The sequence below is a fragment of the Vreelandella lionensis genome, assembly GCF_002087295.1.
Lineage (GTDB): Bacteria > Pseudomonadota > Gammaproteobacteria > Pseudomonadales > Halomonadaceae > Vreelandella > Vreelandella lionensis.
Window position 1 is genome coordinate 15,487 of sequence record NZ_MWVI01000061.1, and the last position, 20,527, is coordinate 36,013.

Here is a 20,527-nt window from a genome sequence, read left to right on the forward strand (position 1 = left end):
CGGCTTACCAGCGACGCTCGAATTTCTTGCGTAGCACAACGGCAAAGGCGTTGAGCGAAATCAGCACAGACAGTAGCACTAGGATGCCACCAGCGGTTTTTTCAACGAAAGCCTGTTCCGGCTCACCTGACCAGGTAAAGATCTGTGCAGGCATAACAGTTGCTGCCTGAGTAAAGGAAGCGCCCACATCCGGAATAAAGGCCACCATCCCCACAATGATCAGCGGTGCAGCTTCACCCATGGCCTCGGCCAAGCCGATAATCGAGCCTGTCATGATACCGGGCATCGCCAGCGGCAGAACGTGGTCGCGCACCACTTGCCAGCGCGAGCAGCCTACACCAAATGCCGCGTGGCGAATGGAATCCGGCACGCTACGCAGAGCGGTACGGGTGGCAATAATGATGACCGGAAGCGTCATCAGCGCCAGCGTCATACCACCTGCCAACGGAGATGAGCGCGGCACGCCGAAGAAGTTGATGAAAATCGCCAGACCCAGCAAACCAAACAGAATTGACGGAATCGCTGCCAGGTTGTTGATATTGATCTCAATAATCTGGGTAAAACGGTTATCCGGGGCAAACTCTTCTAGGTAAATAGCCGTCATCACGCCGATGGGGAAAGAGATCAACAGCGTCACGATCATGGTCATGATGGTACCGACCACCGCCGACAAGATACCGGCGTTCTCGGCGATTTTCGAATCCCCCGAACCGAAGAACGTTTTGTTGAAACGCAAATCAACCTGACCTGCAGCAACGCGCTCATCAATCTCCGCTTTTTCTTCGTCGCTTAGACGGTTCCGATGCCCTTTCAGGTACTGGTCCACTTCGCTGGTGGCTAGCATCCAGCGCTGCTCAGAGGTGCCGATCATTTCTGGGTTGTTGCGCAGCTGTAGCGGAATAACGCGTACCACCGTGCGGCTAATAAGTGGTATCAAATCCTGGTCAAACGCTTGGCGGCCATCGCGGCTCGCTTCTTCAGTGTAGCGAACTTCGGTATTGATATAAGCCTGCTGAAAAGCAGGTAGGCCTTTGCTCAGCATGTCAGCAAAGAACAGCACTAAGAATAGTCCTGCTAAGCCCAGCGCGCCCATGGAGGCCCACTTCAGGCGTGCCGACTTACGGTGACGCCGCTTAAGCTGCTGGCTGATCTCGTCAAAAGAGTGGCTCATCGAATCAGTTCCTCGGCGTTACAGGTTGTTCACGCGGTATTTTTCGCGGAAGCGGCGAATCATTAACACAGATACCAGGTTGAGCGTCAGGGTCACGACAAACAGCACAAGACCCAGCGCGAATGCAGAGAGCGTTTCGGCACTCTCGAACTCTTGGTCGCCAGTCAGCGATGCCACAATGCGTACGGTCACGGTGGTCATATCTTCTAGCGGGTTGGCCGTTAGGTTCGGGCGCATACCGGCCGCCATCACCACAATCATGGTCTCGCCCAGCGCTCGGGACATGCCCAGCAGTGCGGCAGAGATAATACCGGGCAGCGCCGCAGGTATAACCACGTCACGGATGGTTTCACCTTTCGTCATCCCTAGTGCCAGCGAGCCTTGGCGCATGCTGTCAGGTACGGAGTTGATCACGTCATCAGAGAGCGACGAGATAAACGGGATGATCATGATGCCCATCACGATGCCAGGGGCAACGGCGTTGTTATAAGAGGCATCCAGGCCAAAGAAGCCGGCGATGTTGACGATGATAGGCGCAACGGTAATGGCGGCGAAGAAGCCGTAAACCACCGTGGGAATACCTGCCAACACCTCGAGCACTGGCTTAGCGATCGTACGCACCCGCTGAGGAGCATACTCGGACATATAAACAGCTGACAGCAAGCCGATAGGCACTGCCACCAACAGCGCAATGGCAGTGATCATGAAGGTACCCGCGAACAGCGGTACCGAGCCAAATTCAGCGCTGCTACCGTCACCGCGTCCGGCGGCGGCTAGGAAGCTAGCCCCGGGGTTCCAAGTAGTGCCAGTAATGAAGTCCCAGAAGCTGTGCATTTGGAAAAAGCGCAGAGCTTCCGAGATGATCGAAAACAGAATACCGAAGGTAGTGAAGATCGAGATCATCGCCGCGCCGGTCAGCACCCAACGAATCACCCGTTCAATAGCCTGACGAGCATGAAAATGTGGCTTCACTTGAGCCACACCAACTGCCAAACCAGCCGCAGCGACCACTAAACTCGCTGCCAGCAAATACATTGGCGGAATATCCGCTCCTAACAACAGTAGCAGCAGTGAACCCAGCGCCCCCACCAGCACCGCAGGCCCTGCCGTTGAGAGAACAGCAAACCACGCATACTGATCAGGCTGTGCATACATCTACGCGCCAGAAGCACGCACTCGCGCAGCCTTCGCTCGACCTACAAAAAAAGCCACTAGCCCAAGCAGCAAGAGCACTGTGCAAAAGAGTAAAAGTAGCTGGTTAGTTTGCATCGAATTTCTCTCGCATCACCTAATGAAATCGTGTTGGCTGCTACTTTGGATTAAAAACATGACAGCAATATGACAAAGGCAGCACACCCCAAAACAAATGGCCGGTAGCATTCGCTACCGGCCATGTACTCGCTATGTGCTAGCGATTATTTCAGGTCAGCCGCCACCAGCTTGGTGCGGTCAGCCACTTTCTGACGCGATTGCTCACGCTCTGATTCCGGCAGCGGAATCAGGCCGAGGTCGATCAGGTAACCATCGTCACCGATCATCTGATCTTCCATGAACATGTTGGCATATTCGTACATCGGCGGTACTTCGTCAGCGTGCTGGTTCTTCAGGTAGAACCACAGTGAACGAGCAACCGGGTACTCACAAGAGCTAAGGGCTTCTACGTCAGGCTCAACACCGCCAATGGTCGCACCCATGATGGTGTCCGGGTTTTCGACCAGGAAGGAGTAACCGAAGATACCGAAGGCGCCAGTGTCTTCCGCCAGACGCTGAACGATCAGGTTGTCGTTCTCACCCGCGTCGATATAAACGCCGTCGGTACGAATGTCGGTGTAACCTTCTTCACCATAGATATCCATCTCGGAAGAAGCGGCTTCCATGACCAGCTCTTCGAACGCGTCACGGGTACCAGAAGTGCTGGGCGGGCCATAGATAGAGATGGCGCGATCCGGCAGAGAAGCGTCGATGTCGCTCCAGTTGGTGTAGGGGTTTTCTACCAGCTCGCCGTCTACCGGCACCTGTGCAGCTACCGCCAGGAAGATTTGCTCAAGCGTCAGGTCGATCGGTTCATTAGTAGCGGCTAAGCCCAGAACGATACCGTCAGAACCGATTTTCGCTTCGGTGATATCAGTTACACCGTTCTCTTCGCAGCGCTCAAGCTCAGAAAGCTTCATGCGACGAGACGCGTTGGTGATGTCCGGCGTACCTTCGCCAACACCGTTACAGAACAGACGAATACCACCGCCAGAACCTGTAGACTCGATAACCGGCGTCGGGAAGTTGGTCAGCGCGCCAAACTCTTCAGTAACGTAGCTGGCGAACGGATAAACAGTACTGGAGCCGACGATACGAATCTGGTCACGTGCTTGTGCCACACCGGCAACGCTCATTACAGCCGCCGCGATAACGGTGGTTTTTAGAATACGGTTCATGCGAAATACTCCTGTCGATTTAGGGTTCTGGCCTTCGCATGACGTACTTTGCACTGCTTCGATGACATCTTTATGACATCGAAAAAAACAGCCAAACTTTTTGTTCGGCTGCTTCGCCTATAGCAGTAAGCCAAGCGCTGCGAGGGTGCATAACCCCAATGACAAGCGCTGCAGCAGTTGTTTATCCAATCGATGGGCGATGGTATCGGCCAGTGCATTGCCCAGTAAGACAGCAGGAAGAAAGGTAAGCGCCAGCTTGAAATGCCAAACGCTGATCTGCCCTGCCAGCGCCAGCGTCAGCAGGGTTAATAGAGAGGTCAGGACAAAAAAGGCTGCTAAGTTGCCGCGCATGCGGTCAGGTGAAAAACCATGCATCAGTAGCACAATGGGCGGCCCGCCGATGGCCGCCACCGTCCCAAAAACGCCGGAGAGAATACCCGCCACAAATAGCGTGAAGCGGTTCACCGGCAGTTCGAAGCGGCATACCGTGACCAGCACAGCAAATAGCACGATGGCGGCAATTAACTTTTCCAGCACAACCATCGGCGCTGCCAGCAACAGCCAAATGCCCAATCCGTTACCCGGTAAGCGTCCAATCAGGGCAACGCCTATTTCCCTTAACCTCACCTCATGCCAGTAACGGCGCACCATCATCAAAGAGACGGTGAAACCAAACAGCACCAAAATCACCGGCACCAGCCGTGGCTCTATCATCAACAGCAGTGGCGCACCCACCACCGCCAAGCCAAAGCCCGTGGCCCGCTGTACAAAGGCACCTAGCAGCAGTACAGCTGCGCAGGCTAACCAGCTATCCAAGGGCACCTCTAACCACTGCAGCAGGCTATCCATTACAACGCGTCATCCACCTTTGGGGCTTGGGTTAGCATTCTCACACCGATATTACCCAGCAGGGCAGCACCTAACATGGTCAGCACCATGGGCCATAAGTGCTCAACCTGGAACAGCCCTACTAAGACACCTGCCAGCGCCCCACAGCTAAACTGTATGCCACCCAACAGCGCTGTCGCGGTGGCACTTATATGGCCAAAATGATCCAACAATGAAGAGATGGCGTTGGGCGTAATCAGACCAATCATGCCCGTAAACATCATCACCAGCGGCACCACCACATAGAGCGACGCCACGTTAAGCGCCGTGGCCAACACAAGACCCAGGGCGGCCACTAGTTGAACAGCCAGACCTAAGCGCAGGTTCTGCTGTGGTGTGCGATTGCGCAGCAAGTGAATATTGACGCGGTTGGAGAGCGCAATCACCACTACGTTCACCCCAAACACCAGTGGGTAGACGCTTGGCGAAAGCGAAAAATAGTCCAAGTATAAAAATGGCGATGCGGTCACAAAGGCAAATAGCCCGGCAAACGAAGCGGCTACCGCACAGATATAGCCCATGCCCTCTTTGTGGCGCAGCACGCTTGCATAGTTGCGGATCACTTGCCGAGGCGAGGCCGCAGGCAAGTTGGTATCGCGGGTTTCAGGTAAGCGCGTACCTAACAGCCAAAGTAAGAAACCGGCATAAACAGCCAGGAAAATAAAGATGAGCCACCAGCCAGCAATGTGAAGCAGCAGGCTACCCACCGCCGGTGCCACCAGCGGGGGCAGCATCATGATCATGGCCATGGTGGACATCACCTTAGCCGCCTCACGCCCGCTGAAACAGTCACGCACGATGGCAGCCGAGTTCACCACACAGGCTCCGCCCCCTAACGCTTGAATAAAGCGCCAAGCCAATAGCGACGTTAAGCTATCGGCGGTGGTAATCATTAAGCTGGCCAGCATAAAGACCCCTAGCCCACTTAACAGCACCGGCTTCCGGCCTAACCGATCTGATAACGGCCCAAAGCAGAGCTGGCCCAATGCAAACCCAAACAAAAACATACTGATCGAGAGTTCAGTATGGTGAATGCTGGCATTAATACTCTCGGCCAGTATGCCGATGGCAGGCAGATAGGCATCAATCGCGAAAGGCGAAAGCGCTGTGTTGGCGGCCACCAACCAAGCCACCCGACGAGGATTAAGTTCCATAAGCCTCCTTAAAATGGGCATAAAAAAAGCGGCGCGTGCCGCCGAAAAGGTAGGCCGCTAATCATAATCGATTTCAATTCATTTGTCGGTGTCTGTTCGTCACGCGCGGCCCTTGCTAAAGTAACCCACAGGACAACCAAGGAGCATTGCATGGCCACTAGCCTATTAAGCCAATTAAAAGAAATGACCACCGTGGTTGCTGATACGGGCGACCTTGAGGCTATTCGCCGCTTCCAGCCCCAGGATGCAACTACCAACCCCTCGCTCATCCTTCAAGCTGCCCAACAGGAAGAGCGCCGCGCTCGCTTGGCAAGCATTGCCAAAGAGAGCACCGATCTCGACGACGCGGTAGACCGTGTCGCGGTGGATATTGGCAGCGAGATTAGCAAGCTGGTGCCGGGCTATGTGTCGACAGAATTCAGCGCCCGCCTCTCGTTTGACCGTGATGCCACCATTGCCAAAGCGCACTCGCTAATTGAGCGCTATGCCCAGCATGGTGTCGGCCCTGAGCGTATTTTGATTAAAATGGCGTCCACCTGGGAAGGCATTCAAGCGGCCCGCCAGCTTGAGCGCGATGGCGTTCACGCCAACCTGACGCTGCTGTTTGGCTTTGCTCAGGCGCAGGCCTGTGCCGATGCTGGCGCTACGCTGATTTCACCGTTTGTGGGCCGTATTCTCGACTGGCACAAAGCGCGCTCGCCGGAAGCTGACTTCAGCGGCGCCAATGACCCTGGCGTACAATCGGTTAAGCGTATTTATGACTACTACAAGGAACACGGCTATCCAACGATTGTGATGGGAGCCAGCTTCCGTAACGTAGGCGAAATACAAGCCTTGGCAGGTTGTGACCGCCTCACTATATCCCCTGCGCTGCTTAACGAGTTAGATGAATTACAGGGCGACCTTCCCCGCCAGCTAACGCCCATGGGTGCCAGCAGCTCAGCAGAGCAGGCGCTAGCCCAAGCAGATTTTCGTTGGGAAATGAACGAAGATGAAATGGCGTCTGACAAGCTGGCTGAAGGCATTCGCAAGTTCATGGCCGACCAGCGCAAGCTTGAAGAGCTACTCAGCACGCTACGCAAACACTAAGTATATTAATACTCACAGCGACGTAGCAGCGCCCTCTTATCTTTAGGGATGGAGGGCGTTTTATTTATGAACGGTAGAGGATTGCGATTCAAGCATTTCAACCAGCGGCTGAAACTGCTCGCGATTATGCTCATTCATGTGCATTAGAATGCGGTGAGCTTCTAAAATACGATCGCGCAAACCCTCTTCATCTGCCGGTACTTCTGGCAAATCTTCTAATGCAGAACTTAACCCCTCAGTTTGGTTTAATGGCGCTTCCATCAAGGTAAAAAAACGCGCAAAACCCATGACGTCCAGCATCTGACGCACGTCGGGGTTATCGGCAATAATCGTCGGAGGCTGTTCCAGCCGCCCTTTAACCGCCATGGCTACTTTGGCCAGAAAACCCAGCGCCGTTGAGTCGACATTGGTCGCTTCGCGCAGGTCAATCATCACCGCCTGAAGGCCAGGGGTTTCAGCAAGACGTTGCGCTTGGGTATCTAGCGTGGCACATAGCGTTAACCGCACATCGCCACAGAGCTTTAACACAAAAACACCAGAGTTGAACGCCGCTTTAATGCGGCCCTCTTCAATCAGCATGACCAAATCCGCTCACCATCATGATTGTCAGGTCATCGGGTAAAGCATCGCGGTCCTGGTTCGCCTCATCATCCTCATCGCCCTCTATCAAAAGCGAATTGGTTTTGGCTAGCCGGTCGCGCAACTGCTCAAGCGTGACACTTTCGCTAACGAGTTGCTCAAGTTCCGTGAGCCGCGTGTCGAGCGTTTTACCCGGCAAGCATTCCAATACACCGTCTGAACACAGCCACAAACGAAAGTTGGCCGGTAAAGCACAGCTAAGCGCAGGATACTCCACATCTGGGAAAAGGCCTACCGGCATTCCCTCCCCGGTTAAGCGCTCCAGCTTACCGTCAGCCGCCAACAGCGGCATCGGTAGCTGTGCGCCGAGCGAATAGTGAAGAGTATGCGCTTCATGGTCAATAACACCGACGAATAACGTGGCATGCTTACCAATGTTGGTATCCTGAAGCTCACGATTCATCGCCGCTAACCAATCAGGCGGCAGCCGCTCTGGCGCTTGGCCATCCCACTCGCTTAACCATCGGTTGCACAAATACTTCAGCAGCACCGTGACAAAGGCCGAACGACGCTCCATGCCCAGAGACATCGGCAAAATAGAACGCGCTAAAACGGTCGTTATAACGCTGATAGTCGAGAAAATCCCCCGACAAATAAAGCGACGGCGCAAACCAGTAGTCGTAATAAACGCCGTTGATCACTTTAGGATGCGCTGGCAACAAACGCCGCTGAATATGCCCCCCGCTTTGCTGGTCCATCCGCAGTAGCGCGAGGTGAGTCTCAAGGCTCTCATTGAGTTCAGCGAGACGTTCACGATCACGATCACGCTCTTGGGCCAAGGTGTGAAGCTCAATCGCCTTACGAATCATTCGGCGCAGCAGTTCGGTATGTCGCAGAGGATGAACGATGTAGTCCACCAACCCCACATCAATGGCCTTAATCAAGTCAGCATCCTGACGAGAGTCGCTGACGACCAGGGTTGGCAACCGGTGGGTCAACTGAGACCACTGTTGACGCGGCACTGCCCGAGCATGCGCGACAATCAGCGCCGTGCCACTAGGCAGATGGTCAATATTATCTGCAGCAAACACCCACATACCGTCACAGGTAATCGCCTCAGCAAGCGCGTCACGCTCTGCGCCGGGCTCGTCGATTACCGCGATCAACTGCTTAGCGTGATCCATGTTAGGCCTCAATCGGCGAAATCGTCGTCACCGAAGTCGGTATCGTCGAAATCAAAATCATCTGTGGCAAACGGGTCTTCGCCAAGCACACCGTCATTCACCTCAAACTGGCGGCGCTGCAAATAGGCATCACGGACAAACCGATAGCGATCCCCCGAAATCAACGATTCTTGGTCTAACAAGCCCGCGCGAAGGTGAATAATATCGAGTGCCGTCAGGCCTGCACGTAGCTGGTGATCGTCCATATACGTAATGGGATGCGCTGCGAAATCGGCTGGCAAGCCAGAGGCATCCCTGAGCGTGCGCGGACCTAGCAGAGGTAACACTAAATAGCGCGAGTCCTCCCAGCCCCACACGGCCATGGTTTGACCAAAATCTTCTTTATCCGCGGTAATTTCCATGAGCGTGGCATAGTCAAGCAAGCCGCCAATACCCACCGTCGAGTTGATCAAGAATCGTGATGTTGCTAAACCCGCATTGGCGGGTTTGCCCTGCAGCAGGCTATTGAGCGCGGTACGCACTTCGCCTAAGTTGGAGAAAAAGTTGCCCACCCCAGTTTGCACCGGCTCAGGAGTGACCGCCTTATACCCTCGTGCAACGGGCTTGAGGGCGTAGCGATCCAGCACATCATTAAACGCGAACACACGCCTGTTGAAGCCCTCCCAAGGGTCCTGCGGGTCAGCCGCTACACGCTCTTGCGCAGTGTCTCCCTCTTGAGAAGACCCCGTACTGGCGCACCCTCCCATGCTTAACGTGGCTAGCAACACGATAGGCAATAGCTTCTGCCATGTGCTTAGACCCTCTTTTTGCGGTGCCAACAGCTTCAGCATGCGATTTCCTCTTTCAACATAGAACGCTATTTCTAACATAACCGGTGATAGGCAAAATCGGCCTATTACTGGCGACGTAGCACCACACTACCTGCACTGTACCCCGCCCCAAACGAGCAAATAACGCCGATATTCCCTTCCGACAGTGCCTCACGGTGAAGGTGGAAAGCGATAATCGAGCCCGCAGAGCTGGTATTCGCATAGCGATCTAAAATAATCGGTGCCTGTGCTTCGCTGGGCTCTTCACCCAATACTTTACGTGCAATCAGATCATTCATATGGCGGTTGGCCTGATGCAACCACATCCGCGTCAAATCCGCCCCCGACAGCTCTAATGAAGCGAGATGGTCAGTGATAAGCTTAGCGACCATAGGGCACACCTCTTTAAAAACGCGGCGCCCTTCCTGAACGAACAGCTTATCTAACGCCTGCGGATCGCTATCGGTCACGCGGTTTAAAAAGCCCGCGTTATTGCGAATCGCATTGGAAAACTTCGTCACCAGTCGCGTTCCCAGAATTTCATAGCGCTCATCGGCCACGGCAACATCGCTATTTTCTAGTACCATAGCCGTACAAGCATCGCCGAAAATAAAGTGGCTGTCACGGTCTCTAAAATTCAAATGGGCAGAACAAATTTCAGGATTCACAATCAGCGCACGTTTAACGCTACCTGACGCAATCGCGTTCGCCGCCGTTTCCAAGGCAAAGGTGGCAGAACTGCAGGCCACGTTCATATCAAAGCCATAACCCATTGTTCCTAGGGCCTGCTGTACTTCTACCGCGACCGCCGGATAGGCACGCTCTAGGTTTGAACAGGCCACAATCACCAGCTCAATATCAGCGGCATCAACCTGGGCCGTTTCTAGCGCCTGACGCGCGGCCTGAGTCGCCATCTCGCACTGAATAGACGGTTCATCGTTATGACGTTGAGGCAGTTTAGGCCGCATACGCTCAGGGTCAAGGATCCCTTGAGCATCGAGCACATAACGACTTTTAATTCCCGAGGCTTTCTCAATAAATTCACTGCTGGAATAAGCCAGTGCTTCTTGCTCTCCACGCGCGATGGCATCCGCATGCTGGGCGTTATGGAGATCAACCCACGCGTTAAAAGCAGCGACCAACGCCGCGTTATCAATGGCGTTTTCCGGTGTATAGAGTCCTGTACCGGTGATCACTACATTGGTCATGCCTGTCTCCTTATTACGGCCTCAAGGCAAATAGCCGAAACCGTCAGTAAAATAGCGTATGGCGAGGTTGTCCACCCCGCTCTATCTAAGCGCTTTCTTGTGTAGCATTAAACGCTGGTAATTTCTTCCCAACGCTTTTCCAAGCGCTTCACGGATACCGGCATCTGAGTGCCTAGCTGCTGGGCGAAGAGCGATACGCGCAATTCTTGTATCCACCAGCCAAATGCCACGAGTTCAGGGTCTTCAGCGGCGCCTCTACGTTCGCTTTTTCGCCGCGCATCAAAACGTGCCTCTAGGGCTTGGACATCCTGCATCATCATTTGGTCACGGCCGCGTTCACGGGCCGCTTTTTCGAGGCGGATGAGAGCTGCTTCGGTATAGCGTGGATACTCGCTAAGCCATTCCCCTGCGTCACGAATAAAGCCAGGATAAACCAAGCGCTGCATCTGCGCGCTCACATCGCTGTAAACGAGCGCTAGGGCAAAGTTAAGCTTCCCTTTAAGCACTTTGGTCACCGCTAGATGCCCTTTAAGCGCCTCTTCAATGCGCGTCAGTAGCGATGTTGCATAGGGAATCAGCTCACTTTCGGTTGCTTTAAGCCGCTCGGTGAGCTCATTGGCAGAGCGTGGCAACGGATGTGTTGCCACCACCTGCGTGAAGACCGCCAGCAGCAAATCATCCACTAATGCTTGTTTACTACCCACTTTAGCAAAGAGTAGAGCGCACTTTTCCACGCCAGGTAAGCGCTTGATGGCTTTGACCTGTTCCGGCCGCTTGGCGATGGCCAAGCGTGCCACGCCTTCCTGGTGAACCGCCGCCGCCTTCGCGGGATGATCAAAAAGCGCCACTTTAAAGCTATGGGCCTCGGCCATTAGTGCTGGGTAGGCTTCCACTCGGATACCGGCCTGAGTCGTTACCCGCGACTCGGGCAGCGGCGACTCTGGTAACTCATCCAAGGCGGGCGCTTGGCTTGCCTGATCGGCCAGCGCCTGGGCGCCTGCACTCGCCGCCTCTTCGAAACGCCGCTCCAGCGCACGCACATCTCGTCCTTGGCCTAACGTTTTACCCGCATGATCAACGACCCGCACGTTCATAATGAGGTGCGGCGGCAGCAGATCGAGACGCCAATCATCCGGGTGAACGCGGGTAGCAGTGCGGCGGCGGATAAACTCCCCCAGCGCTTCGGTGAGCGGCCGCTCATCGGGCACGAGGGTCTCCAGCGCGGCATCGACCCAGTCGGGAATGGGCACCACTTGGCGACGAATACTTTTCGGCAGCGATTTCAGCAGCGCAATGCACTTTTCACGCAGCAGCCCCGGCACCAGCCACTCCAACGCATGCACCGGCAGCTGCGGCAGCATGGCGGCGGGCACCGTAAGCGTCACGCCATCATCGTCGGCATCCGGGTCGAAGTGGTAGCTCACTGGGTAAGCCACCCCAGAAAGCGTTAGATGATCAGGGTATTGCGCCTGAGTAACGTCGTGGGCATCCCGAGCTTTTAGCGCTTCGATGTCAAACTTCAGCAGCGTGGAGTCTTGGCGCTCTGCCTGCTTGCGCCAGTGTTCAAAGCCCTTGCCGTTAACGATATCGGTAGGTATCCGATCGTCATAGAAGGCGAACAGCGTCTCTTCGTCGACCAAGATATCCCGTCGGCGGGCACGATCTTCTAGCGCCTCTACCTCTTCGATTAGCGCACGGTTATGGGTGAAGAATTCTCCTTTGGTTTGGAACTCGCCTTCCACCAGCGCCCGGCGAATAAACAGCTCCCGCGACTCCTGGGGCGCAATGGGCCCGTAATGGACGCGACGACGCGCCACAATCGGCAGGCCAAACAGGGTGACCTGTTCAAACGCCACGACCTGAGCGCGCTTCATTTCCCAGTGAGGCTCGCTGTAGCTGCTTTTCACTAGGTGCTGCGCTTGTGGCTCGATCCACTGCGGGTCGATCTTGGCAACGGTGCGCGCAAACAGCTTGGTTGTTTCAATCAGCTCGAAGGCCATGACCCACTTGGGCGTTTTCTTCGCCAACCCAGAACCGGGGTGAATCATGAACTTGCGGTTACGCGCGCCGAGGTACTCTCGGTTCTCAAGCAGCGTACCCAAATTGGAGAGCAGGCCAGACAGCAGCGCCTGATGCAGCTTGCCCGATGTTTTTCGCCTTGCCTGCTTGGCCTGCTCTTCGCTCTCGTTCTCATCACGAGGCAGCGGCGCAGGCACCTCAATGTCCATATCCCGCAGCAGTTGGCGCAACTGGCGGAACGTATCGTGCCACTCGCGCATGCGCAGGTAGTTAATGTAGTGGTCACGGCACCAGCGGCGAAGTTGGTTGCCCGATAACGCTTCACGAGCATTCTCGATGCCATGCCATAAATTTAGCAGCGCAACGAAATCGGAGTCTGGGTCATGCCAGCGCTGGTGAGCTTGGTCAGCGGCTTGGCGCTTGTCGGCGGGCCGGTCACGAGGGTCTTGAATCGCCAGCGCAGAGACCACGACCAGCACGTCCCTCAGGCTGCCTCGCTCTGCACCGGCCAACACCATACGGGCCCAACGCGGGTCCATGGGTAGTTTCGCCAGCTTACGCCCCAGGGCGCTAAGCTGTTGCTTATCATTTACTGCGCCCAGTTCAAATAGCAGCCGGAAACCATCTTTGACAAAGCGGCCATCGGGCGGATCAACAAAGGGGAAGTCTTCAATATTACCGAGCTTGAGCGCCAGCATTGAAAGAATGACCGATGCTAAGTTGGTGCGCTGAATCTCCGGGTCGGTAAACGCGGGGCGTGACAGGAAATCCTCTTCGTCGTAAAGGCGAATGCACACGCCTTCCGCAATCCGCCCGCAGCGGCCTTTACGCTGGTTGGCGCTTGCCTGGCTGACCGGCTCAATGGGCAGCCGCTGAATTTTTGCCCGGTAACTGTAGCGGCTAATGCGTACAAGGCCAGGGTCAATCACGTAGCGAATCCCCGGCACGGTGAGGGAGGTTTCAGCCACGTTAGTCGCCAGTACGATGCGACGCCCCCGATGGGGAGCAAACACACGGTTCTGCTCCTCATTAGAGAGGCGCGCATACAGCGGCAGAATCTCGGTGCCCTTTAAATCCGCGCGGCGCAGCGTATCGGCGGTTTTGCGGATTTCCCGCTCACCGGGTAGAAACACCAGCACATCACGGGGGCCATGCAGCCAGCCTTTTTCACGCTCGATTGTTTCGATCTCACGCACGGCATGCAAAATCCCCTCCTGCAGCGTGCGGTCATCCTCGTCCTCTTCGCTGCGCACCAGCGGGCGGTAGTGGACATCTACCGGGAACGTGCGGCCTGACACCTCGACCACCGGCGCAGGCGTTTTCGTCGAGCCGAAATGGGCCGCAAAGCGCTCCACATCGATCGTTGCGGAGGTAATGATGACTTTCAGATCAGGACGCTTGGGCAGTAGCCGCTTGAGATAGCCCAGTAAGAAATCAATGTTGAGGCTGCGCTCGTGAGCTTCGTCGATAATCAGCGTGTCGTAGCGCAGCAGCAGCGGGTCGTGCTGCGTCTCAGCCAGCAGGATGCCATCGGTCATCAGCTTAACGAGTGTGCTCGGCGAGCTTTGGTCGTTAAAGCGCACCTGATAGCCCACCTGCTCGCCAAGCGGCACGCTTAGCTCTTCCGCCAGCCTCCCCGCGACACTGCGTGCCGCCAGCCGTCGTGGCTGCGTATGCCCAATCAGGCCTTTCCGGCCACGGCCAAGCTCCAGACACATCTTGGGCAACTGAGTGGTTTTACCCGAGCCGGTTTCCCCCGCCACCACCACCACCTGGTGGTCGCGAATCGCGGTGAGAATATCCTCACGGCGCTCTACCACCGGCAGCTCTGCCGGGTAATCCAGCGTCACGCGTAGGGCTTCGCGCTGTGCCAGCAGTTGCTTAGCTTTGTCGACTTCTCGCTCCACCTCGTTCAAGCCGCGGTCGATCGGCTTCTTTTCTCGCTGCCGACGCCGCAGGCCCGCCACACGACGCGAGAGCCGCTCCTGATCACGCAGCATAACGTGGCTCAGCGACTCAGTGAGCGCTGTTAGCGAGGAGGCGTTGTCTTGTGGGGTATCGATGCGGGGTGAGTGCGTGTCGGTGGTCACGTTAGGCTCGGTTCCATCTCAGAATAAACGTCGGCCCACTCGTAAGTGGGCCGACCATTGTAACGCTTTCGCGAACGAGACGCCTAACGCCTACTTGACCGAGTGTTCAACCCTTACGGCGCATGGGTTGTTTCCTGGTCGCGCAGTTGGCGACGCAGCACCTTACCGACGTTGGTTTTCGGTAGCTCGTCGCGGAACTCGATGTACTTGGGTACTTTATAGGCCGTTAGTTCTTTCTTACACCAAGCACGCAGCGTTTCAGCGTCAAGCTGACTGTTTTTGGACACCACAAACAGTTTAATAGCTTCACCCGCGTTTTCATCGGCAACACCGACGGCCGCCGCTTCCAACACATCGGGGTGGGCGGCTACTACGTCTTCAACCTCATTGGGGTAGACGTTAAAACCTGACACCAGGATCATGTCTTTTTTACGATCAACGATCTTGATATAGCCATCGTCCTGCAGCACGGCAATATCGCCGGTATGGAACCAGCCGTTTTCATCAATGGCGTTGCGCGTCTCTTCCTCACGCTGCCAGTACCCTTTCATGACCTGCGGGCCTTGCACGCAAAGTTCGCCCGGCTCACCAAACGGTACATCGTTACCATCAGCATCAACCACTTTCACCGAGGTGCCCGCTACCGGCTTACCAATCGTCCCCAGTTGGATCGCATCGTTAGGGTTGAAGCTGACAATCGGCGAGGTTTCCGTTAGGCCATAGCCTTCGGCGATCGGGCAGCCAGTGGTATCTTCCCAGCGCTGGGCAGCCGCTTTGGTTAACGCCATGCCGCCTGAAATAGTCAGCTTCAATTTAGAGAAGTCGAGCTGCTTGAAATCGTCCCGATTGCACAGCGCGTTAAACAGCGTATTGAGGCCGATAAACCACGTGAACGGCAGCACCTTCAGCTCTTTAACGCAATTAGGCAAGTCACGGGGGTTAGTGATCAACAACGAATGGTTGCCAGTTTCCATTAAGAACAGGCAGTTAACGGTAAAGGTGTAGATGTGATACACGGGCAGCGGTGCAATCACCAGCTCTTCGCCGTCCGTGAGATGCTCGCCAATCGCTGAGCGCGCCTGGAGCATGTTGGCCACCAAGTTACGGTGGGTCAGCACCGACCCTCTTGGGCATACCGGTGGTGCCGCCGGTGTACTGAAGCGCCGCTAGGTCATCCATATTGCGCTCGACGGGGGTGTGCTTCAGCGACGCCCCCTTCTTCAGAGCATCTCGGAAACCGACGGCACTCGGAAGCGAATAGGCAGGCACCATTTTTTTAACGTGCTTCACCACCGCGTTCATCAACCAGCGTTTAGGCGCATCGTGCAGATCAGCAAGCTGTGTGACTAAGACGTGCTTGATATCCGTTTTATCGAGCACTTTTTCTAATTTGTCGGCCATATTAGCCAGAATCACAATGGCTTTGGCATTGGAGTCTTTAAACTGATGCGCCATCTCCCGCTCGGTGTACAGCGGATTGGTGTTGACCACTACTAACCCCGCCCGCAAAGCACCAAATACGGCGACAGGAAACTGCAGTACGTTCGGCAACTGAATGGCGATTCTGTCGCCCGGCCCCAAATCGGTTTCATGCTGCAGCCACGCAGCAAAATCAGCTGAAAGACGATCAAGGTCGGAAAAGCTCAGCGTCTTGCCCATGCAGGTGAAGGCGGGCTTGCTGGTAAAGCGCGAGACGGCTGACTGAAAAACATCCGTAATAGAGCTGTACTGTTCCAAGCCTTCAAGCGCTGGGCCGCGTAAAATGGGGGTGCTGGCGTGTTCGCTCATGGTCAATCTCCGCTATCCGTGTCGATGTTTGACCGACCTTGTTATTGTGGCGAGGTTATTTAAAGAGACTAAACGCCAACGATATACGACGTTCAAGATACTGTAAAACGATCGATTGAAACTTACGTTTCAACTTTAGCTTATAACCCATAGAAATGGATAACACTATGGGCAGTATCGAGCGTGAATTTCTCCTTCCCGCCATACCAATAGCTCCCCAGGCCCCATCCGATGCCACGCCTCGTTTTGGGTTAGCGGCTCAGTGGCAATAACAGAGACAATATCGTGTTGGGTCGTATGCTCGATGAAGTTCACGGTTATCTCCGCATCGGATAGCTCCGCCTCTCCAAAGGGAGCACGCCGGGTGATATGCGCTAACTTGGTCGAGCAGTAGCTATAAAGATAGACGCCGTCAGAGAGGAGTAGATTAAAAACGCCCAGCCCTCGTAGCTGCTCGCAGAGGTCATGGAGCTTTTCCCAAAGCGCTTCTGGGGCAGCCGGTGGCGTTGGAAACACCTGGCGCAACTCGCCCATTAACCAGCAAAACGCGTGTTCGCTATCGGTATTGCCATCCGGGGTGTAAACCCCCAAAGGCAGTTCCTGCCAATCACTTAATTGCCCATTATGGGCATAGCACCAGGGCCGCCCCCACATTTCACGAGTAAAGGGGTGCGTGTTGGCCAATCGCACGCCGCCTACGTTGGCTTGGCGAATATGGCTGATGACGACATTGGACTTAATCGGGTAATCACAGATCAAGCGGGCAATCGGTGAGTCCACGGAAGGATGCGGGTCTCTAAATTCGCGATAGCCGCCCTCTTCAAAAAAGGCGATGCCCCACCCATCGCGATGAGGGCCTGTACCGCCACCGCGATGTAAAAAGCCTGAAAAGCTGAAGCAGATATCGGTAGGCACATTGGCACTCATGCCCAGTAGCTCACACATTGGCCCACTCCCTTGATGCCAGTCGCATTAACGGATAACCGGTTCGCGGCGGCGAGTAGGCTGTGGGTCCTCCTCCACTTGGCGGCGGGCAGGCGTGTCTTCAACAGGCGCAGGACGACGCCACCACCACAGCGCTACACCAATCCCCGCGCCTAGGGCTATCCCTAAGACTAACCAGAGCAAGCCGTTGCGCAGAGCACTGGCACTGTTCTCAAAAACACCCACGGCGGCGACCATAGCGGACGGTGCCCAACCGCTATAGAACCCACCCTCTTCGACCAGTGGCAGCCGATAACTGGCAGGCATCCACATCGCCCCCGCCACGCCCCATGTCATGATGAGCCGAGGCAAACGCGGCAAAAATGCCATTCCAAAGTAAACCGCTAGCAGCACCAGCAGCGAAAGACCGTAATAACTGAACCACAGCAGTGACATTGAGTCTGCAAACAGCATAATACCCCTCATGTGGGTGGAAGCACCCGACGTTGATTTCCCGTTATGGTACCTATCAATTTATGAAAGCACAGCCTGGTATGCACGAAGGCTCGCCCGTAGCGCGCTATTATCGCGCCGATGACCCTGAATGGCACTGGTTAGAAGACCGCGAAAGCGCTGATGTCAGCGATTTCCTTACCGCAGCTAACCAGCAGCATGCCGACTGGTTTGCACCGCTCTCGCCCCTGGCGGACACCCTCTACCACTCGCATTTAGCGCGCCGTGAATTGGCGGTGAAAAGCTTAGAGACAGCGCTTGACCACTTTACGTTCTGGAGCGAGACCGGCGCGGAAGATGATTACCACTGCTGGTGGCGTTACCCCAACGGCCAACCTGAGCAAAAAAGCTGCTTTTTAGACGTTCGCGCGCGCGCTGCCGAGCAGCCATTCTACGATATGGGAGATATGGCGCTCTCCCCGGATGAGCAGTGGCTCGCCTGGACCGAAGATACCCAGGGCGACGAACGCTTCACACTCTGGTTAAAAGCACTGCCAAACGGCACGCCGCGCCAACTGCTTAGCGATATCGGCCCCAGCGTTTGCTGGGCAGAGGACCAAAACGCTGACGGCGCCACGCTGCTGTTTACCCGTTTCGACGATACCCAGCGCCCTGACAGCTTATGGCGTTTATGGGTCGCGTTCGCAGAACATGTGCCCATGCAAACACCGAACCTGGTGTTACGCGAGGCAGACCCAGAGTTTTGGGTAGGCGTGGGTAAAACGCGCTCTAAAGCGTGGTTGATCATCGAGAGCGGCTCAAAAGACACTACCGAAGTTCTCGCCCTGCCTGCCGATCAGCCCGAAACACCCCTCATTTGCCTGCATGCCCGCGAGCCGGGTGTGGAAGTCAGCATTGATCATCGGCCAGGAGTCTTTTATCGCCTGCACAACCAGACGGGCCCTCACTTTCAGCTGGATATGCGCGCCGAAAGCGATAACACCAGTTGGCAGCCGCTGATTGCGCATCGCGATGACGCTACGCTTGAGGGGGTTGATGCATTTGAGTGGGGCTTAATACTCGCTGAGAGAAGCCATCAGGATGCGCAGGTACTGTTGCGGCGCTTGGAGCTGGATAGCCACCATCAAACGCTGCTTGATAGTTACATTGACCTGCCCGAAACGCCCTGCTCACAGCTGCTGGAAGACTCGCCACACTTTAATGCGCGCACGCTGCACCTGCGCGAAGAGTCGTTTACCCACCCACCGAGCTGGTATGCCTTAGACCTCGATAGCGGTGTACGTACGCTGTTAAAACAGGTGCCCGTTCACGGCAACTTGGCACCTGAACAGTTAGTTAGCCGCAGAGTATGGGCCACCAGCCACGATGGCGAGCAAGTCCCGGTATCGGTGGTCATGCGAGCAGATTTGGCAGACCAGCCACTGCCCACCCTGTTATACGGTTACGGTGCTTACGGTGAAGCGCTGGACCCCTGGTTTTCTATTGCCCGCCTAGAGCTACTGGAGCGCGGCGTGGCCTTTGCTGTGGCCCATGTGCGCGGCGGCGGTGAGCGCGGCGAACCGTGGTACTTAGCAGGCAAGATGGCTCATAAAGAGAACAGCTTTCACGACTTTTTAGCCGCCCGTGAAGCGCTTGTGGCCACCCATATCAGCCAGCCTGAGCGGATAGTCGCCTGCGGTGCCAGTGCAGGCGGGTTGCTGGTGGGTACGTGCATCAACCGTGCGCCGGAGGCCTTCTGCGCGGCGGGTTGGATGTGCCTTTCCTAGATGTGCTGCGCACCATGCAGAACCCAGAGCTGCCGCTCACCACCGCCGAGTACACCGAGTGGGGTAATCCTGAAGCACCCGATGTGGCTGAACGCATCGCCGGTTATTCACCTATCGATAACATCCGCTCGCAGCGCTACCCAGCGCTTTGGATTGAGGGTAGTTGGTTCGATACCCGCGTTAGCTACTGGGAACCCGCTAAATTCTACGCCCGAGTGAGCCAGGCACAGCAAGGGGCTGCGCCTATTCTGCTGCATACCGATATGAGCAGCGGCCACGGCGGCGCATCGGGAAGGTTTAAGGCGTGGCGCGATACGGCCCGCCAGGATGCGTTTATTCTGTGGGCGCTAGGGTTAGCGGAGGCGTAGCCGTCGCTGGCAGAGAGTCCGTTAACGCCTTAGTAAAACCACTAAACGCTTGCTGTGCGCCCCGCAATATCTGGGGCCATGAACCCGATGGGCAAATGGCCTCGGCAAAGCGCCAAAAACCCGCCCACCCGGCGGGTGTTAGCGGCGTCTCGGTAAAGAATCGGCAGGGAATCTGTTCACCAAGGCAGCGTTTGGCGTGTCGGCCTATCACTTCGCCTCCCAGGCGAGAACCTTCTAGCACGTATAACATGCCTACCATTTCATAAACGCTAGCTGGCACTGCAAAACACCATGCAGGCAGCAACGGCTGATTTAACTGCGTTAGATCGTGACGTAATAGCGGCTCACGCAGCGTCAGTGCATAGCGGCTGTTGCGCTTCTCTATGGCTTGACTTAACGCATTCTCAAGCCCCGCTGTGGCAGGATATAAGCAAGCTAGCGCTGCGCCGTAGGTAGCCATAGTCACGTCGGGACGTAGAAGAGCCCTCAATGCTGGATGATGATCCACCCGATGATGGTCTGCTTGTGTTTCCTGTTTTAACCAGTAGGCCAGCGTGACGGAAGAATCACTCTCCATCATTCCTCCA

Annotated in this window: 12 protein-coding genes and 4 pseudogenes; 2 read left to right on the forward strand and 14 right to left on the reverse strand. The window is 55.7% G+C overall.

Features of this window, described 5'->3' with window-relative positions; genetic code table 11:
• Positions 1–4 precede the first annotated feature (4 nt).
• The 5 genes and pseudogenes from pstA to B4967_RS07740 all read right to left on the reverse strand — a co-directional run bounded on the left by pstA (position 5) and on the right by B4967_RS07740 (position 5,642).
• Positions 5–1,171: a phosphate ABC transporter permease PstA gene (gene pstA, locus B4967_RS07720; RefSeq protein WP_083024530.1), complete on the reverse strand. Its 1,167-nt coding sequence runs from the start codon at positions 1,169–1,171 to the stop codon at positions 5–7.
• 18 nt (positions 1,172–1,189) lie between these two features.
• Positions 1,190–2,440: pseudogene (gene pstC / locus B4967_RS07725) on the reverse strand (phosphate ABC transporter permease subunit PstC).
• A gap of 146 nt (positions 2,441–2,586) precedes the next feature.
• Positions 2,587–3,600, reverse strand: coding sequence for a substrate-binding domain-containing protein (locus tag B4967_RS07730; RefSeq protein ID WP_083024532.1), 1,014 nt, complete (start codon positions 3,598–3,600; stop codon positions 2,587–2,589).
• 117 nt (positions 3,601–3,717) lie between these two features.
• The gene (locus B4967_RS07735) at positions 3,718–4,449 is read right to left on the reverse strand and encodes a sulfite exporter TauE/SafE family protein (RefSeq protein WP_083024534.1); all 732 of its coding nucleotides are present in this window, start codon (positions 4,447–4,449) and stop codon (positions 3,718–3,720) included.
• Complete coding sequence (locus B4967_RS07740) at positions 4,449–5,642, reverse strand: multidrug effflux MFS transporter (protein WP_083024535.1); 1,194 nt, start codon at positions 5,640–5,642, stop codon at positions 4,449–4,451. The genes B4967_RS07735 and B4967_RS07740 overlap by 1 nt, the downstream gene beginning before the upstream one ends.
• A 150-nt stretch (positions 5,643–5,792) precedes the next feature.
• Here B4967_RS07740 and tal point away from each other — a divergent pair, with 150 nt between their 5' ends.
• Positions 5,793–6,731: a transaldolase gene (gene tal, locus B4967_RS07745; protein ID WP_083024537.1), complete on the forward strand. Its 939-nt coding sequence runs from the start codon at positions 5,793–5,795 to the stop codon at positions 6,729–6,731.
• Between the two features lie 60 nt (positions 6,732–6,791).
• Here tal and B4967_RS07750 read toward each other — a convergent pair whose 3' ends face one another.
• The 8 genes and pseudogenes from B4967_RS07750 to B4967_RS07785 form a co-directional block, all read right to left on the reverse strand.
• A complete protein-coding gene (locus B4967_RS07750; protein ID WP_083024539.1) occupies positions 6,792–7,310 on the reverse strand; it encodes an STAS domain-containing protein in 519 nt (172 codons plus the stop codon).
• A pseudogene (locus tag B4967_RS07755) lies at positions 7,300–8,494 on the reverse strand (PP2C family protein-serine/threonine phosphatase). Before B4967_RS07755 ends, B4967_RS07750 begins: the two are co-directional and overlap by 11 nt.
• An 8-nt stretch (positions 8,495–8,502) precedes the next feature.
• Positions 8,503–9,324 carry an MlaA family lipoprotein gene (locus B4967_RS07760; RefSeq protein ID WP_083024540.1) on the reverse strand — a complete coding sequence of 274 codons (822 nt, stop codon included), beginning with the start codon at positions 9,322–9,324 and terminating at the stop codon, positions 8,503–8,505.
• 65 nt (positions 9,325–9,389) lie between these two features.
• Complete coding sequence (locus B4967_RS07765) at positions 9,390–10,511, reverse strand: beta-ketoacyl-ACP synthase III (RefSeq protein WP_083024542.1); 1,122 nt, start codon at positions 10,509–10,511, stop codon at positions 9,390–9,392.
• Positions 10,512–10,618: 107 nt separating this feature from the next.
• The gene (gene hrpA, locus B4967_RS07770) at positions 10,619–14,530 is read right to left on the reverse strand and encodes an ATP-dependent RNA helicase HrpA (RefSeq protein ID WP_243470409.1); all 3,912 of its coding nucleotides are present in this window, start codon (positions 14,528–14,530) and stop codon (positions 10,619–10,621) included.
• Positions 14,531–14,733: 203 nt separating this feature from the next.
• Positions 14,734–16,408, reverse strand: a pseudogene (locus B4967_RS07775) (AMP-binding protein).
• A gap of 165 nt (positions 16,409–16,573) precedes the next feature.
• Complete coding sequence (locus B4967_RS07780) at positions 16,574–17,353, reverse strand: class II glutamine amidotransferase (RefSeq protein ID WP_083024546.1); 780 nt, start codon at positions 17,351–17,353, stop codon at positions 16,574–16,576.
• Between the two features lie 27 nt (positions 17,354–17,380).
• The gene (locus B4967_RS07785; protein ID WP_083024548.1) at positions 17,381–17,806 is read right to left on the reverse strand and encodes a hypothetical protein; all 426 of its coding nucleotides are present in this window, start codon (positions 17,804–17,806) and stop codon (positions 17,381–17,383) included.
• 62 nt (positions 17,807–17,868) lie between these two features.
• On the opposite strand from B4967_RS07785, the pseudogene B4967_RS07790 reads away from it, so the two are divergent.
• Positions 17,869–19,940 (forward strand): annotated as a pseudogene (locus tag B4967_RS07790) (S9 family peptidase).
• Here B4967_RS07790 and B4967_RS07795 read toward each other — a convergent pair.
• Positions 19,906–20,517, reverse strand: a complete 612-nt coding sequence (locus B4967_RS07795; protein WP_083024550.1) for a biliverdin-producing heme oxygenase — start codon at positions 20,515–20,517, stop codon at positions 19,906–19,908. The pseudogene B4967_RS07790 and the gene B4967_RS07795 sit on opposite strands and share 35 nt — an antisense overlap.
• Positions 20,518–20,527 lie beyond the last annotated feature (10 nt).

Excerpts from the sequence above, each read along its gene's own strand:
- pstA (WP_083024530.1), bottom strand. The coding sequence starts at position 1,171 with ATGAGCCACTCTTTTGACGAGATCAGCCAGCAGCTTAAGCGGCGTCAC.
- B4967_RS07730 (WP_083024532.1), bottom strand. The coding sequence starts at position 3,600 with ATGAACCGTATTCTAAAAACCACCGTTATCGCGGCGGCTGTAATGAGC.
- B4967_RS07735 (WP_083024534.1), bottom strand. The coding sequence starts at position 4,449 with ATGGATAGCCTGCTGCAGTGGTTAGAGGTGCCCTTGGATAGCTGGTTA.
- B4967_RS07740 (WP_083024535.1), bottom strand. The coding sequence starts at position 5,642 with ATGGAACTTAATCCTCGTCGGGTGGCTTGGTTGGTGGCCGCCAACACA.
- tal (WP_083024537.1), top strand. The coding sequence starts at position 5,793 with ATGGCCACTAGCCTATTAAGCCAATTAAAAGAAATGACCACCGTGGTT.
- B4967_RS07750 (WP_083024539.1), bottom strand. The coding sequence starts at position 7,310 with ATGCTGATTGAAGAGGGCCGCATTAAAGCGGCGTTCAACTCTGGTGTT.
- B4967_RS07760 (WP_083024540.1), bottom strand. The coding sequence starts at position 9,324 with ATGCTGAAGCTGTTGGCACCGCAAAAAGAGGGTCTAAGCACATGGCAG.
- B4967_RS07765 (WP_083024542.1), bottom strand. The coding sequence starts at position 10,511 with ATGACCAATGTAGTGATCACCGGTACAGGACTCTATACACCGGAAAAC.
- hrpA (WP_243470409.1), bottom strand. The coding sequence starts at position 14,530 with ATGCTGCGTGATCAGGAGCGGCTCTCGCGTCGTGTGGCGGGCCTGCGG.
- B4967_RS07780 (WP_083024546.1), bottom strand. The coding sequence starts at position 17,353 with ATGTGTGAGCTACTGGGCATGAGTGCCAATGTGCCTACCGATATCTGC.
- B4967_RS07785 (WP_083024548.1), bottom strand. The coding sequence starts at position 17,806 with ATGCTGTTTGCAGACTCAATGTCACTGCTGTGGTTCAGTTATTACGGT.
- B4967_RS07795 (WP_083024550.1), bottom strand. The coding sequence starts at position 20,517 with ATGGAGAGTGATTCTTCCGTCACGCTGGCCTACTGGTTAAAACAGGAA.